The 4,305-nt window shown below is 49.6% G+C and carries 2 protein-coding genes; both read right to left on the bottom strand.

All coding sequences use genetic code 11. The features are described from left to right. Positions 1-237 precede the first annotated feature (237 nt). A complete protein-coding gene (locus B5F78_RS16045; RefSeq protein WP_022041232.1) occupies positions 238-2,442 on the bottom strand; it encodes a sodium-translocating pyrophosphatase in 2,205 nt (734 codons plus the stop codon). Positions 2,443-2,612: 170 nt separating this feature from the next. Further along, positions 2,613-4,079, bottom strand: a complete 1,467-nt coding sequence (locus B5F78_RS16040) for a potassium/proton antiporter (RefSeq protein WP_162608581.1) — start codon at positions 4,077-4,079, stop codon at positions 2,613-2,615. Positions 4,080-4,305: the final 226 nt, after the last annotated feature.

Genomic DNA, 4,305 nt, shown 5'->3' with positions numbered 1-4,305 from the left:
TGACGAAGAACAGGAGCGGAAAGGACCAAAAAATCGCCCAAAGCACACACGAAAACGGATACATCAAGCCAAGAAAAACTTTTTGGAGAAATTCAAAACAGCTTCTTATGTTGCCAATTATAGTCAGAAACAGTTTCAAAGAGCCTGAATGAAAAATTAATTGAATATCCGAAACATCCCATGTAGGGGCGTACCGCATACGCCCCTACATGGTGATATTCGTGTTTATTGCCGTTGTCAGAACAGGCTCCATGCCACAGTAAGCCCTGCCATTACGATAGCAACCATACTCATCAGTTTTACAAGAATGTTCAGGCTGGGACCGGATGTGTCTTTGAACGGGTCGCCTACGGTATCGCCTACTACAGTGGCACGGTGCACTTCGCTTCCTTTTCCGCCAAAGTTTCCTTCTTCCACATATTTCTTGGCATTGTCCCAGGCACCTCCGGCATTTGCCATAAAGATGGCTAGCACGAAGCCTGATGAAAGTCCGCCAATCAGCAGACCGATGACACCCGGTACACCGAAGAGCAACCCCGTAACTATAGGAGCGATGATGGCAAGCAGAGAGGGGAATACCATTTCGCGTTGGGCGCCTTGTGTGGAAATCTGTACACACCGGGCGTAGTCAGGCTCGGCATTTCCACTCAGGATGCCTTTTATTTCACGGAACTGGCGGCGCACTTCTTCTACCATGCGCGAGGCTGCACGCCCTACAGCATTCATCGTAAGACCGCAGAAAAGGAAAGACATCATACTGCCAATGAACATCCCTGAAAGCACTTTAGGATTCATTAGTGTAACATCGTAATAAATCATGAAGTCGTCCAGTCCTGCCTCGTGGATGGCTATCTGGATGCCGTTGGGAAGTTCAAGGATGGCGGTTCCGATACGTTCCAGTCCGATACGTACTTCTTCGATGTATGAAGCCAGCAGGGAGAGTCCTGTAAGGGCTGCCGAGCCGATGGCAAATCCTTTTCCGGTAGCTGCGGTAGTATTGCCCAGCGAGTCGAGCGCATCGGTACGCCGGCGCACCTCTTCGCCCAGCTTGCTCATTTCGGCGTTTCCTCCGGCATTGTCGGCAATGGGGCCGTAAGCATCTGTGGCAAGGGTAATTCCTAAGGTGGAAAGCATGCCTACCGATGCGATTCCGATGCCGTAAAGTCCCATCCCAATGTTGGTGAAGTCGAATCCTGAAGCTAGCCAGTAGGAAAGGATGATGCCTGCTACTACGGCTATGACTGGGATGGTAGTGGAAATCATTCCCAGTCCGATGCCGGAGATAATAACGGTGGCAGGTCCTGTCTTACCACTTTCGGAGAGCTTGCGTGTGGGTTTGTATGATTGTGAAGTGTAATATTCGGTAGACTGCCCGATGATGATTCCTACCAGCAGGCCTACGATGACAGCCAGTGATATGTTTACCCAGTTGTCCAATCCTAAAAGCCAAAGGATGAGAAACGTGCCGATGATGATGAAAAACGAGCTGAGGTTGGTTCCGGTAGAAAGTGCTTTCAGCAGCTCTTTCATCGTAGCGTTTTCGCGTGTGCGTACTGCAAAAATGCCGATAATGGATAGGATGATGCCGATGGCAGCTATCAGCATCGGTGCGATGACTGCCTTGAACTGCATTTCGGTGTCTCCTGTGCCGATAAAAGCAGCGGCACCCAGTGCGGCGGTGGCAAGGATGGAGCCACAATACGATTCGTAGAGGTCGGCTCCCATACCTGCAACGTCACCTACGTTATCGCCTACATTATCGGCGATGGTTGCCGGGTTACGCGGGTCGTCTTCAGGTATTCCGGCTTCAACTTTGCCTACCAGGTCGGCTCCTACATCGGCGGCTTTCGTGTAGATGCCTCCGCCTACGCGGGCGAAGAGAGCCTGTGTGGAAGCTCCCATTCCGAAGGTGAGCATTGTAGTGGTTATGACGCAGAGCTTTGAGGTAGGGTTCAGTGCATTGTCGGGGATGCATCGTTCCAGTAAGAGATACCAGAAGGAGATGTCGAACAAGCCCAGTCCTACTACCACCAGTCCCATGACTGCTCCGCTTCGGAAAGCGATGCGCAGGCCTTTGTCGAGTGAGGTACGGGCGGCGTTGGCAGTACGTGCTGAGGCGTATGTGGCGGTTTTCATTCCGAGGTAGCCGGACAAGCCGGAGAAGAACCCTCCTGTCAGGAATGCGACGGGCACCCAGTGGTTCTGGAGGTTGAAGCCGTATGCCATGATGGCAAACAGGAGAGCAAGTCCGATAAACACGAGTGTCACCACTTTATATTGTTGCTTGAGGTACGACATCGCCCCACGGCGTACATGTTCGGCGATTTTCTGCATCTCGGGTGTTCCTTCGCTTTCTCCTTTCATCTGTTTATAGAAGAAAGCCGCCAAGGCAAGTGCCAGGAACGAGGCGGCTGGAGCAATCCAGAAGAGATAGTTTTCCATAATGTTATGATTTTGAATGGTGTGTCGGTCTTGCAGACAAGTTTTACCTTGGGCACAAAGACATACAGAGGTTTTTCCTGTGGGCTGTGTGGTCGCCGGGTGATGCGTATTGTCTGTTCTTGTAATTTTCTCAAAGGTAAGGAAAAAATCTCTTCGGTTTGTTTCCTGATTTACAGATTTTGTCGCTTTTTCTGTTTATTTTCAGAAATGAGCAGGAGTTTGTCACCTTCATGAAGTTCTATTTGTCCGTTGGGAATGATGAATTCGTTTCCGCGTTTTACCAGCATCACCAGTGTGCCTTGAGGCAGGTTCATGTCTGCCAATCTGTTTCCTTCTTCCAGCATTTCGGCGGTGAGGGTCAGGTCGTCCAGTCGGGTATCTATTTCATCGGGAAGCTCTACGCCGAATGCGTTTCCTTCTTTGGCTTGGGGCATGTCGAGCTTGAGCCAGCGTGCCATCTGTGAGATGCTCATCCCTTGAATGACAAGCGAGAGAAGGGTGATGAAAAATACAATGTTGAACAATTGGTTTGACCCTGGGATTTCAGCTATGACGGGGTAGGTAGCGAAAATGATGGGAACAGCTCCACGCAGCCCTACCCATGATACGAAGAGCCGTGCACGTAGGGAAATGTTCCGGAAAGGAAGCAGGCAGAGGAACACGCTTACTGGACGTGCCACTACAATCATGAATGCACCGATAAGCAAGCCGATGCCTGCGATACCTATCATCTCATGTGGGTTTACCAGCAGTCCGAGGGCGAGGAACATGATGATTTGGAAAAGCCATGTCAGCCCGTCCATAAAAGTTTGTGTCTCTTTCCGTGATGCCAGTTTGGCATTGCCTACGATGACTCCGGCTATGTAGACCGCCAGATAACCGTTTCCGTGTACCAGGTCGGTGGTAGTAAAGGTAATAAATACAATACTCAGCAGGAGGATGGGGTAAAGAGAGGTATTAGGTAACTCGATTTTGTTGATGAGCCATACGGCGAACTTGCCTGCTGCATAGCCGATTGTTCCACCGAAAAAGAATTGTACAAGCAGGTCGCGTGCGATGATTCCGGCATGCAAATCTGTTCCGCTTCCAATGACTTGTATCAGCACGATGGTAAGCATATATGCCATGGGGTCGTTGCTTCCGCTTTCCAGTTCCAGCATCGGGCGCAAGTTTTCTTTCAGGTTCATCCGTTGTGAGCGGAGCAGGTTGAATACCGAAGCCGAGTCGGTGGATGACATTGTGGCGGCAAGTAATAAAGAGGCGAGTAGGGTCAGCTGAATGTCTGCTTTTGTATGGTCGGATAAAAAATAAATGAACAGCCCCGTCAAGAGGGTAGTGACCAGCACGCCTGCAGTAGACAGAAGTATCCCTTGAGGCAGTATGGGCTTGATTTCGCGGAACCGTGTGTCCATCCCTCCCGTGAATAAGATGATGCTCAGCGCTATCATTCCTACGAACTGGGCATCTTTCGCGCTGTTGAACTGGATGCCCAGTCCGTCGCTTCCGAAAAGCATTCCTACCAGGAGGAAGAGCAAGAGGGTGGGGATGCCGAACTTATATCCGGTCTTGCTGATGAGAATACTGATGAATATCAGGATAGAGCCGATGAGTAGAATGTTTTCTGCAGTAATCATTATGAGTCTTGTTCTTTTTTAAAGGTTGATGAAAAGTGTCCATGCAAAGATAATACAAAAAAGTGAGATGCAGGACAAATCCTTAGAAACAGTTTTGAATTTATCGTGTGCTGATTTGGAAGGCAGAGTCAACCAGCGAGTGCAACATTACGAAATATTTTTGAAAAAGACCTCAGCCGGAGTCGAGAAATTGAGTTTTTCTCTCGGTCTGGCATTAATTTTCTTCCTG

Source organism: Bacteroides sp. An279 (assembly GCF_002159615.1).
Classification (GTDB): domain Bacteria; phylum Bacteroidota; class Bacteroidia; order Bacteroidales; family Bacteroidaceae; genus Phocaeicola; species Phocaeicola intestinalis.
This window is presented reverse-complemented; position numbering and strand designations above follow the sequence as displayed.

Bases quoted from the DNA above. Each gene is read 5' to 3' on its own strand.
- B5F78_RS16045 (WP_022041232.1), bottom strand. From the start codon at position 2,442: ATGGAAAACTATCTCTTCTGGATTGCTCCAGCCGCCTCGTTCCTGGCA.